The sequence below is a fragment of the Kitasatospora sp. NPDC101447 genome, assembly GCF_044767225.1.
Lineage (GTDB): Bacteria > Actinomycetota > Actinomycetes > Streptomycetales > Streptomycetaceae > Kitasatospora.
Map to the genome: position 1 here is coordinate 211,722 of NZ_JBIWNL010000002.1, position 19,899 is coordinate 231,620.

Sequence of the window (19,899 nt, forward strand, 5' to 3'; positions counted from 1 at the left end):
CCGGCCCGGAGCCCGTCCCCGGGCCCCGGGCCGGCCCGTCCGGTCAGCCGAGGGCGGGGATGTCGTGCGTGGCGCAGTGGATCCCGCCGCCGCCGGCCGCGATCGCGTCGATCTTCACCGGGACGATCTCCCGGGTCGGGAAGTACTGCTTCAGGATCTGCTGCGCCCGGTCGTCGGCCCGGGCGTCGCCGAACTTCGGCAGGTAGACGCCCTTGGTGCCGATGTAGAAGTTCATGTACGAGGAGACGAAGGCGTCACCGCGGCCGGTGATCTTGTCCGGGTCGGGCTGCTGGAGCTCGACCACCTGCAGCTTCTTGCCGGTCGCGTCGGTGGCGTCCTTGAAGACGGCGCGGGCCTGGTCGGCGGAGCGGGACCAGACGTCCGCCGGGGTGCCGGGGAAGGCCTGGTCGAGCAGCACCACCCCGGGCGCGGCGAAGCGGGTCAGGCAGTCGACGTGGGCGTCGGTGATGTCCTTGCCCTTGACGCCGGCCAGCCAGATCACCTTGGTCACGCCGAGGAGCCGCTTCAGCTCCGCCTCGATCTGGTCCCGGCTCATGCCCGGGTTGCGGTTGTCGTTGACGACGGAGCTCTCGGTCACCATCAGGGTGCCCTGGCCGTCGGTCTCGAAGGAGCCGCCCTCGGCGACCAGCCGGGTCTCGATCCGCTCGACGCCGTACTTCTCCAGCACCGTGCGGGCGACCTTGGAGTCGTTGCCGCGCTGCTGCTTGCCGCCCCAGCCGTTGAAGTTGAAGTCGACGCCCTTGACCGTGCCGCCCTCCTCGACGAACACCGGCAGGGTGTCCCGGGCCCACAGGTCGTCGACGGCGATCGGCACCACCTCGACCGCCGAGCCGCAGGCCTTCTGCGCGGCGTCCTTCTGCTCGGGCCTGGCCATCAGCACGACCGGCTCGCGGGCGGCGATGGCCTGGGCCAGGCCGGCCACGTCCCGGCGGACGTCGGCGAGCTGGTCGCCCCAGACGTTCTCGGAGGCGGGCCAGGACATCACGGTGCGCAGGTGCTTGTCCCACTCGGCGCCGAAGCGGCGCACGCCGGGGGTGCCGCCGGGCCGGGTGGGCGGCACGGCACCGGTCGGGTCCTCGATGTCGTTGGGGTCGCAGGCGGTGAGGCCCAGCGCGAGGGCGCCGACACCGGCGCCGACGCCGGCGAGGTTGCGGATCAGGGTACGGCGGGACACGGCGTTGGTCATGCGGGAACTCCAGCGGGGTCGGGGTGGGTGGACTCGTGCGGGCTCGTGCGGGTTCGTGCGGCAGGTCGGGGCAGGGCAGGGCAGAGCAGGGGAGTGGCTACGGCGGTGGCTACGGCACCGGCTCGTGCATGGTCGAGCAGTGGATGCCGCCGCCCCCGGCCATCAGGCGGTCGACGTCGATCTGGACCACCTCGCGGCCGGGGAAGGCCGAGGCGAGGGCGTCCCGGGCGGCGGCGTCCTTGTACGCGTCGCCGAACTGGGCCGTGATCACACCGCCGTTGACGAGGTGGAAGTTGAGGTAGGAGTCGACGAACTTGGAGCTGCGGGAGCGGACGGTGTCCGGGCCGTGCACGGGGATGACCTGCAGGCGGCGCCCCCGGGCGTCGGTGGCGGCGGAGAGGATCGCGAACTGCTCGCGGGCGTCCCGGGCCCAGGCGTCGTTGCGGTCCGCCGGCGGCAGCTGCACCATCACCACGCCGGGGCGGACGAACCGGGAGGTGACGTCCACGTGGTCGTCGGTGATGTCCTGGCCCTTGATGCCCGGCAGCCAGATCATGGTGTCCGCGCCGTAGGCCTCCAGGACGGCCTCCTCGATCTCGTCCCGGCTCATGCCGCGGTTGCGGTTCTTGTTGACCAGGCTGCTCTCGGTGGCCATCACGGTGCCGTCGCCGTCGGTCTCGATGGCGCCGCCCTCGCCGACGAAGTCCGCGTAGGTGTGGCGCAGGCCGCGGCGGGTGGCGATCAGCTCGGCGGCCCGGGCGTCGTCGTGGTGCACCTGCTTGTTGCCCCAGCCGTTGAAGTTGAGGACCACGGCGTCCAGGCCGCCGTACCCGTCCCGGCGGAACACCGGCGCGATGTCGCGCATCCACAGGTCGTCGGTGGGGACGGCGGTGATCACCTCCACCCCGTTGCCGCACCAGGACTGGGCCTTGCCGGCCGTCCAGTCGTCGGGGGCGCACATGACCACCGGCTCGAACTCGGCGATTGTCCGGGCGATCAGGGCGATGTCCTCCTGGACGCCGCCCAGGCGCAGTCCCCACACCCCCCGGCGGGAGGGCCAGGACATCCAGGTCCGCGCGTGCGGGACGTCGTCCGCCGGCACCCAGGGGTAGGGCTGCTCGGCGGAACGGTCATCGCGGTAGTGGGTCATGAGGGTCTCCAGATCGTGCGACGGTGCCGGGGAGGGTGCGGGCCGCGTGGTCCACTCTTCGCGCCGCGACGTACCGGCGCACCACGGACGGCGCGGACCGGCGGCAGCAACCCTGCCTGCGGACTCAGGCTTACATTGACTGAAAAATCAGTCAAACCCACGGGCGTGCCATGACGGATCCTTGACGGGAGCGGTGCGGAGCGTGACGTCCTCCGTCGGTTCCGTGCGGAATCCGCACGGAACCCCCACGGATCAGGAGCCGATCAGGGGTCGGTCAGGAGCCGAGCCGGGCCACTTCGGCCTCGATCGCGTCGGCCATCAGCGTCCGGGCGTGCGCCAGCGGGAGGCTGCCGCTCAGCCAGCGGGTGCTCAGCCCCTCCAGCAGCGCCGTCAGCCGCTCCGCCGCGCCGGCCAGTGCGACCGCCGAGGCCATCGGCCGGACGACCCCGAGCAGTTCGGCGATCTCCTGCACCCACACCCGGGTGGCCCGTGCCAGGTCCTCGCGCAGGGTCTCGTCGAAGACCGCGCTCGCCCGCAGCTCACCCCAGGCCGTGCTGTTCTCCCGTACCTCGACGGTGTCCTGGAGTTCCAGCAGCAGCGTCTGCTCCAGCTCCTCGCGCGCCGTCAGCGGCGGGGCGTCCGGGGCGCGGTCGGTCGTGTAGCGCTCCGCCCGGTCGTTGATGAACTCCAGCGTCTGACGGAGGATCCCGGTGCGGTCCTTGAAGTGGTAGTAGATGAGCGCGGTCGAGACGCCCGCCTCCGCGGCGAGCTCCTCCACCCTCAGTCCGCGCACCCCGCGGCGGGCGATCACCCGTGCCGCGGCTTCCAGGATCGACGTTTTACGACTGGCCACGGTGCACCACCTTACCGGGGCGCGCCGACGTGATCGGCTCCGCGGTCTGAGGTACCGGTCAGTAGGACTTCGGCTCGGGTTCGGCCGGGTGGCGGGGCGGCGGGGCGGCGGGGCGGCGGGGTCAGCCGGCGGTGGCACGGGTGCGGGCGCCGGTCGGGCGGGGCCAGCTGTGGTGGTTCCGGTCGATGACGTAGTGGTGGCCGTGCTGCCAGGCGCCGCCGGCGGTCGCGTGCGCGTCGGCGAGATGGGGGTGCCCGGCGGGCAGGTCGGTGTGCAGGTGTTCCAGGGCCCCGGGGTCGCGGGACGGCCACAGGGCGGTGGCCGCCGTCGCGGCGGCCAGGGCGAGCAGGCCCAGGACGACGGCGGTGACCGGAAGCCCCGCGCCGGCGGCCAGCCACCCGGCGAGCGGGTAGGTGAGCAGCCAGCAGGCGTGCGAGAGCGAGAACTGGGCGGCGAAGGCCGCGGGCAGGTCGGCGTCGGCGGCCGAGCGGCGGATGAGGCGCCCGCCGGGGGTGAGCACGGCCGAGCTGCCGGCGCCGACGAGGGCCCAGGCGGCGAGCAGGCCCAGCCACGTCCCGGTCCCGGCCGGGGCGGCGGAGATCGCCGTGACGGCGGCGAGGACGGCCGGCAGGGCGAAGGCGGCGGGCAGCATGACGGCCCGGTCGCCGAGCCGGCCCAGGACGCGGGGCAGCAGGACCGCGGCGAGCATCGAGCCGGCCCCGTAGGCGCCCAGCGCGAGCGAGACGGCCCCGGCCGGGCGGTGGAAGTGGTCGCGGACGACGTTGACCGTGTCGACGAACACGATCGCGCCGGCGGCCGCGACCGCGAGGTCGAGGGCGAGCAGGGCGCGCAGCCGGGGGGTGGCCCGGAACAGCCGGGTGCCGAAGGCGGCCTTGGCGTACACGCCGTCGGCCCGCCCGGCCGGTGCCGACCCGGCCGGCGCCGGCTCGACCGGGGCCGGTTTGGGCAGGACGGTGGAGACCACCAGGGCGGCGGAGGCGAGGAAGCCGACCGCCGTCCCGGCGAACAACCAGTCGTACGGGACCGCCGTCAGCAGGAGCGCGGCGAGGGCGGGGCTGAACAGCGACTCCAGGTCGTACGCGAGCCGGGACATCGACAGGGCGTTGGTGTAGTCGCGCTCGGCGGGCAGGACGTCCGGAACGGTGGCCTGGAAGGTCGGGGTGAAGGCGGCCGAGGCGGCCTGGAGCAGGAAGATCAGGAGGTAGACCTGCCAGACGCGGTCGACGAACGGCAGGGTCAGTGCGACGCACGCCCGGGTGAGGTCCATCGCGACCATCAGGGCCCGCCTGGGTATCCGGCCGGCGAGCGCGCCGGCCAGTGGCGCGACGGCGACGTAGGCGACCATCTTGATCGCCAGCGCGGTGCCGAGGACGGCCGAGGCGTCGTCGCCGGCGATCCGGTAGGCCAGCAGGGACAGCGCCACCGTGGCCAGTCCGGTGCCGACCAGGGCCACGACCTGGGCGGTGAAGAGGTGGCGGTAGGCGCGGTTGCGCAGCACGGACAGCATGGGCGCTCCTGCCCCGTCCCGGTCGCCGGTCGGGGTGGTCGGTGGGTGCGTGCTCCCATCATAGGAACGCGTGCGTACCTGTGCACCTATTCATCGGAAGTCCGCCCGGGTCCGCCCGGACTCCGCGGTCCGCGCGCCTGTGCCCGGCTCGCGCCCGGCTCGCGCGGCTCAGTCGTGCGGCGGCAGGTGGCCGATCTGGTGGTCGGCGACGTTCAGCGCCTCGTCCACGAGCCGGCGCAGGCGGCCGTGGCGCAGCGAGTAGACGACCCGCCGCCCCTCCTTGCGGGTGCCGACGAGGCCGGCGAGCCGGAGCTTGGCCAGGTGCTGGCTGACGGACGGCCGGGCGGCGCCGGTCGCCTCGGTCAGCGTGGTCACGTCCGCCTCGCCCCGGCCGAGCCGCTCCAGCAGCGCCAGCCTGGTCCGGTCGGCCAGCAGTGTCAGGACGGACGCGGCGACGTCCAGGCGCTGCTCGGCCCGCTGCTGCGAGCGGTGCGCATCTGCCAGGTGGGTGCCGGTGCTCATCCGCTCATCGTAGGGCGTTTCGTGCGCACATGCGTACCTTTGGCAGATGGTTCGTCGACGGAGTCCCGAGGGGCGGGCCCGCGGCGGCGCCGGGCGACAGGGCCGGACCGCCGTGAGAGGGTCGTCGCATGGAACAGCGCGTACTCGGCCGCACAGGTCGGCCCGTCTCGATCGTCGGACTCGGCACCTGGCAGCTCGGCGCGGACTGGGGTGACGTCCGGGAGGAGGACGCCCTCGCCGTCCTGGAGGCCTCCGTCGAGGCCGGCGTCACGCTCTTCGACACCGCCGACGTCTACGGCGACGGCCGCAGTGAGCGCCTGATCGGCCGCTTCCTGAAGGACCGCCCGGACGCGGACGTGTTCGTCGCCACCAAGTTCGGCCGCCGGGTCGAGCAGCGGCCCGAGCACTACCACCTCGCCAACTTCCGTGCCTGGGCCGACCGTTCACGGGCCAACCTGGGCGTGGACCGGCTCGATCTGGTCCAGCTGCACTGCCCGCCGACGCCCGTCTACTCCTCGGACGAGGTCTTCGACGCCCTGGACACCCTGGTCGCGGAGGAGCGGATCGCCGCGTACGGCGTGAGCGTGGAGACCTGCGCGGAGGCGCTGACCGCGATCGCGCGCCCCGGTGTGGCGAGCGTGCAGATCATCCTCAACGCCTTCCGGCTCAAGCCGTTGGAGCAGGTGCTGCCCGCCGCCGAGGCGGCCGGGGTGGGGATCCTGGCCCGGGTGCCGCTCGCCTCGGGGCTGCTCTCGGGCCGCTACAGCGAGCGCACCGTCTTCCCGCCCGACGACCACCGCACCTACAACCGCCACGGCGAGGCCTTCGACCAGGGTGAGACCTTCTCCGGCGTGGACTTCGCGACCGGTGTCGAGGCTGCGGCGGAGTTCGCCGCGCTCGCGCCGGCGGGCGCCACCGCCGCGCAGACGGCGCTGCGCTGGATCGTCCAGCAGCCGGGGGTGACGACGGTGATCCCCGGTGCCCGCAACGTGGCGCAGGCCCGGGCCAACGCGGCCGCCGCCGAGCAGGCGCCGCTGCCGTCGGCCACCCTGGCGGCCGTCCGGGAGCTGTACGACCGCCGGATCCGCCCGCAGGTGCACGACCGCTGGTGACACCGCCGCCGCCCGTACGGGCGTGCTGCGGGGGCGCGAGGCAGCGTGCCGCGCCCCGCCCGCACGTCCGTACGCCCGGCGGGCGCTGTCCGCAGGCCTGGGCACCCGGCCCCCGCTCTGGGACCGTGACGCCGACGGTTCGGTGGCACGGAGGGGGTACCGCATGGCACGGCGCTGGCTGGTGACGGGCTGTTCGTCCGGGCTGGGGCGGGCGCTGGCCGCCGCCGCGGCCGAGGCCGGGGACACCGTGGCGGCCACCGCCCGCAAGCCCGCCGACCTGGCGGAGCTGCACCGGTGCCACGGCGGCCGGATCCTGCCGCTGGCCCTGGACGTCCGGGACGCCGAGCAGTGCCGGAGCGCCGTCGCCGACGCGGTGGACCGGCTCGGCGGCCTGGACGTCCTGGTGAACAACGCCGGCAACGGCGTGTTCGGCACGGTCGAGGAGGTCGGCGACGAGGAACTGCGGGACCAGCTGGAGACGCTGGTGGCCGGCCCCTGGCGGCTGGCCCGGCTCGCGCTGCCGGTGATGCGCGCCCGGGGCGGCGGGCACATCCTCAACGTCTCCTCACTGGCCGGCCGGATGTCCTTCCCCGGCCTGGCCGCGTACGTCACCGGCAAGCACGCGCTGGAGGGCATGACGCAGGCCCTGGCGGCCGAGGCCGCGCCGTTCGGCGTCCGGGTCGCCGCCCTGGAGCCCGCCGGCTACGCCACCCGGTACGGCACCTCGCTCACCGACGCCGCGGACCGCTCCCCGCTCTACCGCGACGCCACCGACCCGATGCGCGAACAGCTGCGCGGGATAGCGCAGTTGCCGACCATGGGCCGCCCCGAGGAGTTCGCCCGGGACGTCCTGCGGATCGTCGCCGCCGACGGCCCGCTGCCGGTGCGCATCCCGGTGGGTCCGGGGAGCCTGGACTACGTCGCAGCGGCCGTGCGGGCCGCGGCGGAGGAGCTCGCCGCCGTCCGCGCCCTGGTGGACGAGTCGGCGTCGGCGGCCGGCTGACGGCTCCGGACGGCCCGGCCCGCCCGGCTGCGAACGGCCTGGCTGCGGACGGCCTGGCGCGCGGCGGCCGGCCGCCGACCCGGGGGCCGGCGACCGACCGTCAGCACGCGTTCCCGGCCGTCAGGCGAGCACCTTCGCCTTGGCGCGCCGGAACTCCTCCTCGGTGATGTGGCCCTTCTCCTTGAGCTCGGCCAGCCGCGCCAGCTCGTCGACGTGGGCGCCCGGCCCCGAGGTGTCGGAGGCCGTCTCACGGATGTAGGTGCGGAAGTCCTGCTCCGCCTCGGTCGCCCGCTGGACCTCGCGCTGCCCCATGCCCTGGCCCCGGGCGATCAGGTACACGAACACGCCCAGGAACGGGAGGAAGATGAGGAACACGCTCCAGCCCGCCTTGCCCCAGCCGCCCACGGTGTCGTCGCGGAAGAGGTCCCCGAAGACGCGGAACAGCAGGAAGAACCAGAGGATCCACAGGAAGAGCCACATGGTCGTGAAGAAGATGTCGAGCAACGGGTAGTCCACCACAGGCCTCCTGACGTCGACGGTCCGCCCCGGCAGCGGGGGCGGGCGCGTACTGGGCTGAGCGGAGGCGTCCGGGCGTACACCCGGACGCCCGAGCCCGGGTGGGAACCCGGTGACGCTCCTTACCGTCCATGTACGCGCCCGCGGCCCGTCCGGGCATCACCCGGACCGGGTGAGTCCGCCCCGGGGCGGCCCCCGACCGGCGGGGTTATTCTGCGGCTGATGGGCGGAACGGAGAGCGCACGGCAACGACCCGGCCTGGTGGCACTGCTGCGGACGGTCCGGGCGGACCCCGCCCGCATGCCCGAGCGCCTGGCCGTCTTCGCGGTGGAGTTCCTGGGCCCCCAGGCGGCCGACACGGCGGCGCGGGCACACGCGTCCGAACGGGCGGGGACGAGCCGGGCGGAGGTCACCGAGCAGGTCATCGGCCGGGGCGTGCACCGGTCGGTGGTGGAGGGTTCCTTCCTCGGCGGCCCCTTCATCCTCCTGCTGCCGGTCGCGTTCGTCGCCGCGCTGCTCGCCCAGCTGCAGATGGTGCTGGAGCTGGGCGCCCTGGCCGGCCGCGACCCCCGGGGTGACGACGCGGCGGTCGAGGTGCTGCTGGTGCAGGGGGTCTACTCGACGCCCGCGGAGGCCAGGGCGGCCCTGCGGAAGGCGGTCCGGGCCGAGGCGGAGGAGGATGCCGAGGCGGCGTTCGGGGGCGAGACCGCGCCCAAGGGCTCCTGGTGGTCCGTCGTCCGCCGACAGGCGTACCTGATCGGCCTGGTGACCCCCGATGACCCGAGCCGGGGCCGGCTCCGCAAGTGGCTCGGCTGGGCCGGCATCGGGGTGCTGCTGCTCGTCGGGATGGTGGTGCCGTTCGTCTGGGTGCCCGCCTGCGCCGAGATGTACCGCCGCGCCACCAACCAGCTCGCGGACCGCGCCCTCCAGCGGTACGGGTCGCCGGCCGCCGGGGACGCACCGGCCCGCACCCGGAACCGGTCGGTGCTGCGCCCCGGCGCGCTCCTGGTGGTGCTGCGGACGGTGGTGGCGTTTCTGGCGACGGTGGGGGCGGTGCTGATCGTGCTGCTCACCGGGGTGCGCGTCGCCGACAACGCCCTGCTCGCGATGTTCCTGGTGCTGCTGGGGCTGAGCGCGGCGGTGGTCGGATGGCACTACTGGCGCTCCCGTCGGGCCCGCCGAGATTAGGGGCCGCCCGGCGGGCGGTCAGATCAGGTGCAGTTCGCGCGCCCGCCGGACGGCCCGGCTGCGTCCGGAGACGGCGAGCTTCCGGTTGATGCTCTTGAGGTGCGTCTTGACCGTGTTCACCGACAGGAAGAGCTCGGCGGCGATCTCCTCGGTGGACAGCATCTGCGCGGCCCGTTCCAGCACGTCGAGTTCGCGCTCGCTCAGCGGTTCGACCGGGGCGTCCGGCACGGCGGCCTCCCCGCCTCCCGCGGCCGCGGTGCCGGGCAGGAGGTCGGCGGGCAGCCAGCCGTGGGAGTCCGCCGGCGACGGCCGGGCCCGCAGCAGCCGCCGCAGCCACGGCCCGGCGTCCCGGAACGGCCGGCGCAACTTCTCGGGCCGGGCGAGCGCGAGGGCGCGGGCGAGCAGCCGTCGGGCGTCGGCCTCGTCGCCGAGCGCGGCGGCGACCTGCGCGCGGGCCAGCAGGACCCGGACGGTGACGCCGGGACCGTGGCCGTCGTGGTCGGGGACGGCGTCCAGGATCCGCAGGGCGCTGCGGCTCTCCCCGGCGGCGAGCCGTGCCTGCGCCGCGGCGACGGCGCACTCCGGGCCGTCGGCGCCGCTGCCGTCCAGTGCCGCGAGGGCCGCGGCCGGATCGGCCTCGGCGAGGTGCGCGGCCGAGGCGAGCACGGCCACGCCCTCCCGCACCCAGGGCGGCGGTCCGGCCGGGCCGGGCCCGTCGTCCGCCGCCCGGCCGAGTGCGTCCAGGGCCGCCCGGGTACGGCCGCCGGCCAGCAGGATCCGGGCCCGGACGATCGCGAGTCCGGCGGCGACGGCCGGGTCGTGACGGGCCGCCGCCGATCCGGCCGCCCGGTCGGCGGCCGCGCGCGCCGCGGTCAGGTCGTCGTGCTCGACGGCGAGGGCGGCCAGCACCAGGTGGCCCACCCCGCTGCGGGAGGCCGGCGGCAGGCCGGCGCGTTCGGCCTCGGCGGCCGCCTTGCGCAGCCGGGCCTCGGCGCGGCCCGGCCGCCCGTCGAGCAGGTCGATCAGGGCGAGCCGGGCGAGTGCCTCCTGGCGCGGACCGGCCGTGGTGGGTCCGTCGGCCGTCTTCGCCGCGGCCGTCAGCGCCTCCTTGGCGGCGTCGAGGCGGCCCTCCCAGAGCAGGACGGCGCCGAGGTCGTTGAGTCGGAGCGCGGGCAGTTCGGGGTGCTCCGCCAACAGCCCCGGCGGGACCAGCCCTTCGAGCCGTTCGGCCTCTTCGGCGGCAGCCCGCGCCAGGTCGGCCGAGCCGAGCAGCCGGGCCGCCAGCACCCGCAGTTGGGCCGCGCCCAGCAGGGCCGCCGACGCGTCCCCGCCGTCGTGCTCCCGCAGCAGCGCCTCGGCCCGTCCGAGGTGGTCGAGGCCGCTGTCCGCCTCGTACCGGGCGAGGTCGCGGGCCGCCCGGACCAGCTCCGGGGCCGCACCGCCGGCGTCCGGGGTCATCCCGGCGAACAGGGCGTCGAGCCGTTCCGCGTCGCGGCCGGTGAAGAGCGTGCCGAGGGCCAGGCCGTCGACGACCCGGGCCGCGGCGAACTCCCAGTCGCCGGCCGCGGCGGCGTGTGACAGCGCGTCGGTCGGGTGGCCCGCGTCGGTCAGCCAGCGGGCCGCCCTGCGGTGCAGCTCCCGCTCCAGCCCCGGGCTGCGGGCCGCCAGGTGGACGCGCAGGATCTCGGCGAACAGCGGGTGGCAGCGGTACCAGGCGTGCCCGACGGGCTCGACGAAGGCGTTGGCCCGGGAGAGGTCCGCGAGGATCCGGGCGGCGTTCCGCCGGCCGGTCAGCGCGTCGGCCAGGTCGGGGTGGACCCGGCCCAGGACGCTCGTGCGCAGCAGGAGGTCCTGGGCCTCGGCGGACTGGGTGTCGAGGACCTCGGCGAGCAGGAAGTCCGCGACGGTGCTCCCGCCGGCCTCGAACTCCGCCAGGTAGGCCTCGGGGTCGCCGGCGCCCTGGGCGGCCAGTGCGGACAGCCTGAGGCCCGCGGCCCAGCCGCCGGTCCGCTCGGTCAGCGCCCGGCTGCCCTCGGCGGAGAGGTCCAGGCCGTGCCGGTGCAGCAGCGCGGCGGTCTCCGGCGGCCGGAAGGCCAGGTCGGCGGCCCGAACCTCGGTGACACTGCCGGCGGCGCGGTAGCGGTGCAGCGGGAGCAGCGGCTCCGTCCGGCTGAGCACGGCCAGCCGCAGGCCGGGGCCCGCGTGGCCGAGGAGGAAGTGGAGCCCCGAGGCCACCTCGGCGGAGGACACGTGCTCGAACTCGTCGAGGACGAGGAGCAGGGGTTCCTCCCGCCGGCTCAGGTGGGCGGCCAGCCGGGCCAGCAGCGAGTGGTCGACCTCCTGGGCCCGGGCAGGACTGCCGATGTCGTCCGGCAGGGCGACGCCGTGGTGGCGGACGGCCTCCAGCAGGTAGGCCCAGAAGACCCCGGGGGCGTTGTCCTCGCGCTCCACGGTGAGCCAGACCGCGGGGCCGGGCAGTCGGGCGGTGGCCAGCCAGTCGGCGACGAGCAGGGTCTTCCCGGCCCCGGCCGGGCCGCTCACCAGCAGGAGGGACGTCCGGAGGCCGTCGTCCAGCCGCCCGACCAGGCGCGGCCGGTGGACGAACGTCTCCGGGATCACGGGGACGGCGAAACGGGCCGCGAGCACCGGATCGCCGCCGGGAATCCGGGCCGGTACGTCGGGGGCGCGTCCGGGCACCCCGACCGGCCGGGCCGGGGTGCCGACGTCTGGGCTGAGGGTCATGGTGCTCACCTCAGGTGGGCGGCGCACGGGAAGCGCGGATCGCTGACCCCTCCATCCTTTCCGACCGGGCCCGGCCGGGCAAAGGGGCGCACGGTCCCGCCCGCCGGGGCCGTACGCCCCCACCGCCGTCCGCCGAACGGTCCCGGCTCCCGCCGCGGCACGCGCGCCGACTGGGCCGCACGGGTGAACGCGGTCTACGGGGCGGTCGGTCCGTCCGCGTCCTCCTCCTCCGGGGGCGACTCCGGCGTGCCCAGCAGCCCGGCCAGCCGGCCCTGGCCCGCCAGCACGTACCCGACGCCGATCCCGAGCGTGATGGCGGTGAACACCACGATGAGCCAGCTGAGCAGGGTGAAGACCAGGCCGAGCGGGCCGAACTGGGTCACGCTGCGGTTCAGCGAGTGCGGGACGTAGATCCGCGAGGCCCAGGCGAGCGTCGTCAGCGCGGCACTGGTCAGCACGGCCCCCGGCAGCAGCGGGAGCCAGGGGACGCGGCCGCCGAGCAGCAGGTGCTGGGTCCACCACCAGAGCAGCGTGGCCGTGATCAGGTACAGGACGACCCCGAGCGCGTCACCCGCCCCGAATCCGGACCGCACCTTCCCCTGGACGACCAGCGCGGCCAGCCACACCAGCAGCCAGGCGAGCCACCGCCAGGCCGCCAGACGCCCCGACAGGTGGGGCAGGTGCCAGCTCCGCTCGCACAGCCGCTGCAGGATGCGGCTGCAACTCGTCGCCGAGAGCAGGGTCACCAGGATCCCGATCCCGCCGAAGGTGTCGGTGGTGGCTTCCTCCCCCTTGGGGTGGAAGACCCCGGTGACCTCGTCCAGCGAGGCGCCCTTGAGCCCCAGGACGGCCTTGATGGAGTCGGCCGCGCTGCTGCGCACCTCCTGCGGCATGAAGGCCGCCAGCACGAACAGCACCGGGAGGGCGGTCAGGAACGTCTGCGCGGCGAGACGGGTGGCGGTGTCCAGGACGTGGATGTGGATCAGCTGCGCCGCGAGCCGGCGCGGGAACGGGGCGTCGCGCAGCGTGGCCGTCTGGTCCTGCAGCCAGGCGGACCTGGCGCGGAACCAGTCAGCGCGGCCGGGCCGGTGCCGCCGTTCCGCCACGCCGCTCTCCCTCGGGTCGATGTCGGCGGTCGGGCCACCGCCGCGGCTCGCTCCGGCGCGGGCACGCCGGATTCCGTCCAAGACTGGGCGACCGGACGGTGGGCGGCATCTCGGCCGGGCCGCCGTTCGGCGCAACGCCCGGGGCGGTCCCGACGGCCCCGGGGGCGGGGCTCAACCGCCCGGTGTCCGGCTCCGGGGGCGTCCGAGGGCGTCCTGGTCGGGCAGTTGGCGGAGCTCCATGACGTGCAAGCCGAGCGCCTGGAACCGGCCGAGCAGGCCGTAGAGGTGGGCCTCGTCCGTGACGGGGCCGAACAGGAGGGTCTGGTTCGGCACGAAGACGCTCTCCAACTCCGGGAACGCCTCGCGGACAGTCACTTCTGGCATCGCCCCGGCGATACGGAACTCGTAACGCATAAGCGTCCTTCCCTGGAATGCTCCGCCGGTCCTCGCCGATCCCCGTGTGACCAGGCTGCGCGCCGCGTCGCCCCGGGGGATCACCCAGACGGGGTGAGCCACGGCCGCGGGCGTCCGGTCCAGCATCGTTGCGGGAACACGAACCGTGTGGGCGTCCAACCCGGGCGTACGGATCGGTGAGCGCGAGGAGACACGGTGAACCGGTGGAGAGCGCTGATCGTCCTGGGCACGGCGCAGTTCCTGATGGTGCTCGACGCGTCCGTGATGAACGTGTCCATCAGCCAGCTGGTCGAGGACTTCCACACCGACGTCACGGCGATCCAGGCGGTCATCACCCTCTACACGCTCGTGATGGCGGCCTTCATGATCACCGGCGGCAAGCTCGGCGACATGTTCGGACGCCGGCGGATGTTCCGGCTCGGCCTGGTCGTCTACGCCGTGGGATCGGGGCTGACCGCGGTCGCCCCCACCCTGTGGGTGCTGGCACTCGGCTGGTCGGTGATCGAGGGCCTGGGAGCCGCGCTGGTCCTCCCGGCGCTGGCCGCGCTGGTGGCCGGAGCCTACCGGGGACGGGACCGCGCCACCGCCTACGGCGTCATCGGCGGCCTGGCCGGGGCGGGCATCGCCGTGGGCCCGCTGCTCGGCGGCTGGCTGACCACCTACCTGACCTGGCGTCTGGTCTTCGCCGGCGAGGTCGTCCTGGTGGTGGTCATCCTCCTGCTGATGGGCTGGATCGCGCCGGAACCGGCACCGGAGCGGCGCACGCGGCTGGACGTGGTCGGCGTGCTGCTGTCGGTGGCCGGGCTGGGACTGGTGGTGCTGGCCGTCCTGCAGAGCAGTTCCTGGGGCTGGCTGCAGCCCCGCAACCCGCCGTTCACGGTGCTCGGGTTCTCGCCGACCCTCTTCGCCGTCGCGCTCGGCGGTGTGTTCCTGGTGCTGTTCCGGTCGTGGGAGCTGCGCCGGGAGGATCCGCTGGTCCGGTTCGGGCTGTTCGGCATCCCGCCGCTGCGGTCCGGCCTGCTCATGCTCTTCAGCCAGAACCTGATCCTCCTCGGGTTGTTCTTCGTCATCCCGCTCTACCTCCAGGTCGTGCAGGGCCACGACGCCTTCGAGACGGGCCTCCGGCTGCTGCCGGTGTCCGTCACGATGCTCGTGACCTCCATGACCGGCCCGTTCCTCGGCCGGTTCGCCTCGCCGAGGACGGTGGTGCGGATCGGGCTGCTGGTGCTGTTCGTCTCGTCGCTGTGGCTGGTCGGCACCGTCAAGCCGGAGCTCGACGACCTGTCCTTCGCGCTGGCGATGGCCCTGCTGGGGATCGGCATGGGGCTGCTTGCCTCCCAGCTGGGCAACGTCGTGCAGTCGAGCGTCGGGGAGGAGGACCGCAGCGAGGTCGGCGGGCTGCAGTACACCGCGCAGAACCTGGGGTCGTCGCTGGGCACCGCGCTGATCGGCGCCATCCTCATCGGCGCCCTGACGGCCGCGTTCGGCAGCACCGTCGCCGAGCACCCGCAGATCTCGGAGCCGGTGCGGCAGCAGGCCGGCATCAGGATCGAGGCCGGCGTCAGCTTCGTGCCCGCGGACCAGCTCTCCGCCGCGCTCGCACAGACCGCCGTTCCGCCGCAGGAGGCGGACGCCATCGTGGAGTCCTACAGCGCGGCCCAGCTCGACGGCCTCAAGGTGTCGTTCCTGGCCGCCGCCGGGATCACGCTCGTCGGCTTCGCCTTCACCGGCCACCTGCCCGCTCGGCGGGAGCCGGGCGGGGCCGGGCAGACGGCGGAGGCCGAGGGCCCGTCTGCCTGACGGGCGATCCGGCCGTGTGCCGGGGCCCGTCGGTTGAACGGCCGGCCGGTGCGGGAGGTCAGGTCCGCGCCCGTCGGTGCGTCGCGTGGGCGGCCTTCCTGATCCCCGCGATGAACTCCGCGAGGGCGTGGCCCACGGCACCGCTCAGGATCATCAGGGAGCCGATGAGGATCCAGGCCTCCTTCTCGTTGAGGCTGATCGGGGTGGTGGGGGCGGGGCCGCCGGCCGTGGAGGCGCTCCGGGGAGCGGGGCGCAGCATGTTCCTGGCGATCGCGACGAGGCCTGACAGGGCGTGCAGGGTCGCGCCGACGACGAGAGCCCCCAGACCGATCACGAGCCAGCCGACGCGACCGAGCTCGTCGGACCCGGGCGCGATGGCGCGGCGTGCGACCTGGTGGTGGATGCCTGGCATGGGTCTCGTCTCCTTCGATGGTTCTGACGGGAGACCCCCCTGTTGGCGGACGCTCGGGAGCGCCGGGCAGCCGGGCTCATCGGTCGGCCTCCCTTCCCGGGCCGTCCGCGGCACCCGCCCGGCCACCGGGCAGGAACAGGGCCGCACACAGGCCGATGAGGCCGCAGAGCGCGAGGACGCCCATGGCCGCCGCGTAGGCGTTCCGGCTGAGTCCGGCGACCAGGATGGTGCCGGCGATCGCGGTGCCCAGCGAGGAGCCCAGGTTGGAGATGCTGCGGGAGAGGCCGGAGATCTCGCCCTGGCGGCTGTCGGGGAAGGCGGACTGCACGATGTTGACCGAGGGGGTGAGCATCAGGCCGATGCCCAGCCCGATCAGCAGCAGACCGGGGGTGAAGGCCCAGACGCTGTCGACGGCGCGGACCAGCAGGAGGAGCACCACGATCCCGACGGTGGTGACGGCGAAGCCCGTGACGATCAGGGTGCGCTGGGCGTGGCGCTCGGCGAGGCGTTCGGCGGCGAGCGAGGTGGCGAGCAGGCCGAGGGTCGCGGCGGTGAACACCCCTCCGGTGGCGATGGCGCTGTAGCCGCGGACGACCTGGAGGTAGGCGCCGACGGTGAACGAGACGCCCATCAGGACGAGCCACTGGGCGTTCTGGGTGACCAGGCCCAGGTTCGAGGTGCGGTTGCGGAACAGGCTGGTGGCCAGCAGCGGTTCGCGGCCGTCGCGTTCCAGGTGGCGGATCCAGCGGAAGAAGCCGGCCAGCACCGCGGCCCCGGCGACCAGGAGGGCGATCATCAGCCAGGTGTTGTTGTCCGCGGCGAGGATGCCGGTGACCATCAGGACCAACCCGGCCGCCGACAGGACGGCGCCGACGGTGTCGAACGACCGGGTCGGGTCGGCGGGGAGCGGGTCCTCCAGCTTGCGGGTGAAGAACACGATCAGGGCCACGACGACGGCCTGGAAGCCGAAGTTGGCGCGCCAGTCGATGGCGGTGGTGAGCAGGCCGCCGAGGAGCGGGCCGGCGGCCGCGCCGATGCCGCCGAAGGCCATGATGGTGCCGAAGGCGCGGGCCCGGGTGGCGGTACCGGTGAACAGCAGGGTGGTCAGGATGTAGACCGGGGGGATCAGCAGGGCGGTGCCGACGCCCTCCAGGATCGAGTTGCCGAGGATCAGGACGCCGAGTCCGGGGGCGGCCGCGCTGAGCAGGGCGCCGACGCCGTAGGTGGTGAGGCCGGCCATCAGGCAGCGCTTGCGGCCCCAGCGGTCGGTGAGCTTGCCGCCCGGGATCATCAGCGCGGCCATCACCAACAGGAAGACGGTGATGGCGACTTGGACGCCCTGGACGGTGGTGTCCAGGTCCGTGCTGATGTCGTTGATCATCACGTTCATGCTGGAGCCGGCGAAGCTGCAGATGAACTGGGCCAGTGCCAGCGGGATGAGCACCCGGCGCCCGGCCGCGGCCGAGGCGGAGGTGGAGGCGGTGGCGGTGCCGGTCATTCCCGGATCCTCTCTCCGAGGGGCGGTGCGTCAGGCGGCGCCCCGGCGGTCGAGTTCCTCGTCGAGGGCGAGCGCCGCGTCGATGAGGGCGAGGTGGGTGAACGCCTGCGGGAAGTTGCCCAGTTGCTCGCCGGAGGGGCCGATCTCCTCGGCGAACAGGCCGACGTGGTTGGCGTAGGTGAGCATCTTGTCGAACGCGTAGCGGGCCTGGTCGACCCGGCCGGCCCGGGCCAGGGCCTCGACGTAGAGGAAGGTGCAGAGGTTGAAGGTGCCCTCGGAGCCGCGCAGTCCGTCGGGTGAGGCGGTCGGGTCGTAGCGGTACACCAGGCTGTCCTCGACCAGTTCCCGGTCCATGGCGTCCAGGGTGGACAGCCAGTCCGGGTCGGTGGGGGAGAGGAAGCCGACCTTGGGCATGAGCAGCAGCGAGGCGTCCAGGACGTCGGTGCCGTAGTGCTGGGTGAAGGCGCGGCGCCCGGGGTTCCAGCCGCGTTGCACGATCTGGCGCAGGATGTCGTCGCGCTCCGAGCTCCAGCGGTCGAGGTCCGCGGGGCGGCCGAACCTCCGGGCGATGCGGATGGCGCGGTCGAAGGCCACCCAGCACATCAGGCGGCTGTAGGTGAAGTCCTGGCGTCCGCCGCGGGTCTCCCAGATGCCCTCGTCCGGGCGGTCCCACTGCTCGGTCAGCCAGTCCACGAGCCGACGGAACGCGTCCCAGCCGCGCAGCGCCCCCATGTCGGTCTCCTGGGCGGCGAACGCGTAGGCGGCCTCGCCGTAGATGTCCAGCTGCAGCTGGTCGGCGGCGGCGTTCCCGGCGCGCACCGGGGAGGAGCCGCGGTAGCCCTCCCACTGGGTCAGCGTCTCCTCGGTCAGGTGGGGGTCGCCGTCGATCCGGTACATGATCTGGAGGCGTTCGCCCTCGCCGCGGGCGGCCTCGATCCGCTCCCGCACCCACCGGCGGAAGGCCACCGCCTCGTCCTGGAAGCCGAGGCCGATGAGGGTGTGGACGGAGAGCGAGGCGTCCCGGATCCAGGTGTAGCGGTAGTCCCAGTTGCGCTCCCCGCCGATCTGCTCCGGCAGTCCCATGGTCGCGGCGGCGATCAGCGCGCCGGTCGGGTGGTAGCTGAGCAGCTTGAGCGTGATCGCCGAGCGGTCCACGATCTGCCGCCAGCGTCCTTGGTAGTTCGAGGACTTGAGCCACTCGTACCAGAACTTCCGGCAGGCGTCGAAGGCGGCGAGGGCGTCCGTGTCACCGGGCGGGGCGGGCGGGGCGTCGCCCGGCGGCCGGGCGGTGAGCAGCACGGTGGCCATTTGCCCGGCGTCCAGGGTGAAGCGCGCGGTCACGTCGGAGCCGTCGGGGTGCAGCACGATCGGATCGGTGGCCTGGACGCACAGTTCCTGGTCCGGGCCCTGCAGCACCGCGCAGCGTGCGTCCGGCAGGGTGAGCCGGTGGGTGGCGCGGCCGTAGTCGAAGCGGGGCCGGCACTCCAGCAGGAAGGGCACCCGTCCGCGCACCACCCGGGCGGTACGGATGATCCGGTGCCGGTCGCTCGGGGTCGGCGAGGAGTCGGGCAGCATGAAGTCGACGACCTCCGCCACGCCCTGCGGGGCGAGGAAGCGGGTGACCACGATGGCCGTGCCCGCGAGGTAGAGCTGTTTCACCTCGGCGTCGGGCACCGCGTCCCGGTCGACGGCGAGCCGGCAGTTGCCGCCCTTCGCGTGGTCCAGCAGGGAGGCGAAGAGACTGGGGGAGTCGAAGCGGGGCGTGCACCACCAGTCGATGTCGCCTCCGGTCGACACGAGCGCGGCGGTCTGCAGATCGCCGATGACCCCGTGCTCGGCGATCGGAGGGTAGGCGTCCATGCTGCGCTCCCCGGATGTGAGGAAAGAACCCGGATGGGGGAAAGGAATCGACCCTTCGCCGACACGCTACGGAGGGTGGCCCGGCCGCGGATCACCCGGCGTGGGTGAACGTCCGGCGGCCGGGCCGCCGTGGGCCGCCCGGGCGGGGCCGCGCGCGCGGGCCCCTCACCTCCGGCCCCCCGCCTGCCGACCCCTCACCTGCCCGGGGTGAGGCCGGGCCCCGGAGATCCGGTGACAATGGCGGCGACGGTTCACCGGCCGTCCCCGGCACGGTGACGGGAGGAGACGCCGTGACAACGTCCCGCAGCCGTACCCCCGCCCCGTCCGGGCCGGCCCCGGAGGGGAACGGGAACCGGACGGACTACGCCGGCGCGGTCTACGGCTCGATGCTGGCGGCCTCCGTGATCGCGGCCGCCGGTGTCCACGAACCGCACCCGCGGCTGTCGCTCATCCTGCTGCTGGTGATCACCGGGCTCGTCTTCTGGATCGCCCACGTCTACGCGCACGTGGCCGGGCAGCGGGAGATCGGACGCCAGGTCAGCTGGCCCCAGGTGCGCGAGGTCGGCCGGCACGAGTGGCCGCTGGTCGAGGCGTCGGGGCTGCCGGCCCTGGCGGTGCTGGTCAGTCCGTGGCTCGGGACGGGCAACAGCGCCTGGCTCGCCCTCGGCGTCGCGGTGGCCCAGCAGGTGGCCTGGGCGACGCTGGGCGCCCACCGGGCGGGCGCCCCGGCCCGTCAGGTCGTCGTGGAGGGCGCGGTCAACCTGGTCCTCGGGCTGGTCATCGTGGCGGCCAAGGTCGCCGTCGGGCACTGAACCACCGGTGCGGGTGGTGCCGCCGCCCGCCCGCTTCGTCCGGGTTCCGACGTGGCGGGGGCCCCGCCCCGCCCCGGGCGGGGGCCCCCCCCCCGGGGGGGGGTGGGGGGGCCCCCCGCCCCGGCTTGAGGGCCCCCCACAACCCCGTGGTGGTGGCACCCCGGTGCCACACCAGA

The 19,899-nt window shown here is 74.4% G+C and carries 17 protein-coding genes; 5 read left to right on the plus strand and 12 right to left on the minus strand.

The annotated features are described in order from the left end of the window. Positions 1-43: 43 nt before the first annotated feature. From ACIRST_RS03480 to ACIRST_RS03500, 5 genes are all read right to left on the minus strand, one after another. On the minus strand, positions 44-1,207 hold the full coding sequence (locus tag ACIRST_RS03480; protein ID WP_350526047.1) for an agmatine deiminase family protein: 1,164 nt from the start codon (positions 1,205-1,207) through the stop codon (positions 44-46). 109 nt (positions 1,208-1,316) lie between these two features. After that, positions 1,317-2,357 carry an agmatine/peptidylarginine deiminase gene (locus ACIRST_RS03485; protein ID WP_402799645.1) on the minus strand — a complete coding sequence of 347 codons (1,041 nt, stop codon included), beginning with the start codon at positions 2,355-2,357 and terminating at the stop codon, positions 1,317-1,319. A 274-nt stretch (positions 2,358-2,631) separates the two neighbouring features. Further along, complete coding sequence (locus ACIRST_RS03490; protein WP_350526045.1) at positions 2,632-3,210, minus strand: helix-turn-helix domain-containing protein; 579 nt, start codon at positions 3,208-3,210, stop codon at positions 2,632-2,634. Positions 3,211-3,331: 121 nt separating this feature from the next. Continuing rightward, entirely contained in the window at positions 3,332-4,738 is a 1,407-nt protein-coding gene (locus tag ACIRST_RS03495; protein WP_402799647.1) for an MFS transporter, read from the minus strand. A 168-nt stretch (positions 4,739-4,906) separates the two neighbouring features. Beyond that, complete coding sequence (locus ACIRST_RS03500; RefSeq protein WP_402799650.1) at positions 4,907-5,260, minus strand: ArsR/SmtB family transcription factor; 354 nt, start codon at positions 5,258-5,260, stop codon at positions 4,907-4,909. Positions 5,261-5,388: 128 nt separating this feature from the next. On the opposite strand from ACIRST_RS03500, the gene ACIRST_RS03505 reads away from it, so the two are divergent. Together ACIRST_RS03505 and ACIRST_RS03510 are read left to right on the plus strand one after the other, a co-directional pair. After that, positions 5,389-6,372 (plus strand): aldo/keto reductase, encoded by a 984-nt coding sequence (locus tag ACIRST_RS03505; protein WP_402799652.1) that lies wholly within the window; start codon positions 5,389-5,391, stop codon positions 6,370-6,372. A 163-nt stretch (positions 6,373-6,535) separates the two neighbouring features. Beyond that, the gene (locus ACIRST_RS03510; RefSeq protein ID WP_402799654.1) at positions 6,536-7,375 is read left to right on the plus strand and encodes an SDR family oxidoreductase; all 840 of its coding nucleotides are present in this window, start codon (positions 6,536-6,538) and stop codon (positions 7,373-7,375) included. Positions 7,376-7,495: 120 nt separating this feature from the next. Here the strand turns inward: ACIRST_RS03510 and ACIRST_RS03515 are convergent, their stop codons facing one another. Continuing rightward, the gene (locus tag ACIRST_RS03515) at positions 7,496-7,891 is read right to left on the minus strand and encodes an SHOCT domain-containing protein (protein WP_402799656.1); all 396 of its coding nucleotides are present in this window, start codon (positions 7,889-7,891) and stop codon (positions 7,496-7,498) included. A gap of 222 nt (positions 7,892-8,113) precedes the next feature. Between ACIRST_RS03515 and ACIRST_RS03520 the strand changes: the two genes are divergently transcribed. Next, positions 8,114-9,079, plus strand: coding sequence for a hypothetical protein (locus tag ACIRST_RS03520; RefSeq protein WP_402799658.1), 966 nt, complete (start codon positions 8,114-8,116; stop codon positions 9,077-9,079). Between the two features lie 18 nt (positions 9,080-9,097). On the opposite strand, the gene ACIRST_RS03525 is transcribed toward ACIRST_RS03520, so the two are convergent. From ACIRST_RS03525 to ACIRST_RS03535, 3 genes are all read right to left on the minus strand, one after another. Beyond that, a complete protein-coding gene (locus ACIRST_RS03525) occupies positions 9,098-11,821 on the minus strand; it encodes a LuxR C-terminal-related transcriptional regulator (RefSeq protein ID WP_402799660.1) in 2,724 nt (907 codons plus the stop codon). Positions 11,822-12,015: 194 nt separating this feature from the next. Beyond that, on the minus strand, positions 12,016-12,927 hold the full coding sequence (locus tag ACIRST_RS03530) for a YhjD/YihY/BrkB family envelope integrity protein (RefSeq protein ID WP_402799663.1): 912 nt from the start codon (positions 12,925-12,927) through the stop codon (positions 12,016-12,018). A 171-nt stretch (positions 12,928-13,098) separates the two neighbouring features. Continuing rightward, a complete protein-coding gene (locus ACIRST_RS03535; RefSeq protein WP_350526036.1) occupies positions 13,099-13,341 on the minus strand; it encodes a hypothetical protein in 243 nt (80 codons plus the stop codon). Between the two features lie 195 nt (positions 13,342-13,536). Here ACIRST_RS03535 and ACIRST_RS03540 point away from each other — a divergent pair, with 195 nt between their 5' ends. Then, positions 13,537-15,141, plus strand: coding sequence for an MFS transporter (locus tag ACIRST_RS03540; protein ID WP_350526035.1), 1,605 nt, complete (start codon positions 13,537-13,539; stop codon positions 15,139-15,141). 58 nt (positions 15,142-15,199) lie between these two features. Here the strand turns inward: ACIRST_RS03540 and ACIRST_RS03545 are convergent, their stop codons facing one another. From ACIRST_RS03545 to ACIRST_RS03555, 3 genes are all read right to left on the minus strand, one after another. After that, entirely contained in the window at positions 15,200-15,553 is a 354-nt protein-coding gene (locus tag ACIRST_RS03545) for a hypothetical protein (protein WP_350526034.1), read from the minus strand. A 76-nt stretch (positions 15,554-15,629) separates the two neighbouring features. Next, on the minus strand, positions 15,630-17,051 hold the full coding sequence (locus ACIRST_RS03550) for an MFS transporter (RefSeq protein ID WP_350526033.1): 1,422 nt from the start codon (positions 17,049-17,051) through the stop codon (positions 15,630-15,632). Positions 17,052-17,081: 30 nt separating this feature from the next. Next, positions 17,082-18,911: a glycoside hydrolase family 15 protein gene (locus tag ACIRST_RS03555; protein WP_402799667.1), complete on the minus strand. Its 1,830-nt coding sequence runs from the start codon at positions 18,909-18,911 to the stop codon at positions 17,082-17,084. A gap of 290 nt (positions 18,912-19,201) precedes the next feature. Between ACIRST_RS03555 and ACIRST_RS03560 the strand changes: the two genes are divergently transcribed. Next, complete coding sequence (locus ACIRST_RS03560) at positions 19,202-19,723, plus strand: hypothetical protein (RefSeq protein ID WP_402799668.1); 522 nt, start codon at positions 19,202-19,204, stop codon at positions 19,721-19,723. Positions 19,724-19,899 lie beyond the last annotated feature (176 nt).